Origin of the sequence: Flavobacterium beibuense F44-8 (genome assembly GCF_000769915.1) — a bacterium.
Taxonomy (GTDB): Bacteria; Bacteroidota; Bacteroidia; order Flavobacteriales; family Flavobacteriaceae; genus Flavobacterium; species Flavobacterium beibuense.
Genome location: NZ_JRLV01000046.1, coordinates 1 through 1,698 on the forward strand (window position 1 = coordinate 1; position 1,698 = coordinate 1,698).

At 31.6% G+C, this 1,698-nt stretch carries 1 protein-coding gene; it reads right to left on the minus strand.

Annotated elements, in window-relative coordinates:
- The coding region (locus tag Q763_RS17235) for a helix-turn-helix domain-containing protein (protein WP_035136316.1) at window positions 1–1,567 on the minus strand (1,567 nt) is incomplete at its 3' end.
- Window positions 1,568–1,698: the final 131 nt, after the last annotated feature.

The following is a 1,698-nucleotide window of genomic DNA, read 5'->3' on the forward strand; positions in this document are numbered from 1 at the left end:
ACCTGCGGTGAGTAGGGCTGTTTTTTAATAAGGATACAGCATGATTTACCCTTAACTCATTTAGGTAGGAGTTAAAGTTTTTCTCTTTGTAATGGTTAATAACTTTAGACAGGTAGGTAGTGTTGGTTTCCAGTTCTTCTGCCAATGCCGACTGGGTTATACCTGAGTTTAGATAGTTTTTTTTCTTTTCAAATTCCCGAAGTCCTTTAAGTATTTTTGAGATAATCTCTTTATTTATGTCTAAGCCTTCCGGTGTAACTTTAGGGACTGTTGTTGGTAATTCAGGCAGGCTTTCATACTCTTTTGTTTTGGCTATAAGTTCGTTGTATTTTAACCTGTATGTTTTTTGTTTTTTATAATTGGCTACAAGCATATAGGTGATTACCAGTATAATAATACTCCCTACTCCATATATGCTATAACTTATTACCTTATTTCGTTTAAGTGTTTTTTCAAGATTGTTTTTAGAGGCAACCAGCTCGGCAGTATCATACTCCTTATGTATGGTGTGGATAAGATCCTTATAGTTTTTTTCAAGTATCCTGTCGGCTTCCAGTAGTCGATTGGTGTATTTTAATTGATTTTCAAGATCATTCTTCTTTTTGTAATAATTGATAAATAGCTCGTAGGTTTCTCTTAAGTCAAGGTTGGCATAATGATGTTTTTGTAAAATGGAGTCTACTTTTAGTAAGTACTTAATGCCTTTTTTATCATGGTTTAACTTAAGGTAGTCTTTACCAATATACATGTTTGTAAGTGCTATATTGACAAAGTCTTCATTGGTTTTTATGTTAGGGAGTGATTTTTGTAGGTAATTTATAGATTTGGTGTAATTTTCTTTAGCAAATTGATTTATTCCTTCTGATTGTAAAAAATAGCTTTTAATTAAAGAAAAATCACCACTTTTGGTTTCGGTTATTCCTAGTTCATTTATTTTGGAGCATTTTTCCAAATTGCCAAGGCGATAATTGCAAAGCCCTATTGAGCAAAGGGAGTGTAGATAACCTTGTTTATTGTTATACCCCTCTTGGTTTTTATAGAAGTCTTTGCATAAAGTGAAAAGATCAAGTGCTTCCTGGTAATAACCTAAATAGAACTTAATATTGGCAATACCATATTTTATTTTGTATTTGGTATATATGTCATTCTTATTATTGATGTATTTATCTGCAATAAGATAGTTGTCTAGTGATTTTCTATAGTTTTTGTATCTAAAATAAGCTACAGCCTTATGTATATATGTTCTGCCAATCAGCTTTTCGTCTCTAAGGGAAAGAGCAATGTTCAATATACTGTCTGTGTACTGTAATCTTGTAGTTAGAGGTAGATAAAATAAGATGTTACGATACCCTTTAATTAGCTCCTTATTGTTGTTTTCTTTTTTAGCCTTTTCAATATAGGTGTAATAGTATACCCAAAGTTTAACACTGTCATTCTCGTATTTGTCAATGTCGTCAGAGAGCTCATCATAACTTTTTTTAGATAAAGAATCGGGGATTTTAAAATTTGTTTGTGCTTTAGCAAAAAAAAATGATAACAGGAAAAGGAATAAGTAAGGTGATTTCATGGGGGAGTATAGCCTTTTACAATTAGTAAAAGGCTTATTTTAGGTTTATGGTAGTTGTTTTTAAGCACTCATTAATAAGTCAGGTTCTTTTTCAATCTGTTTAATAAAGTAGGATGGTTTGATACCGGTTT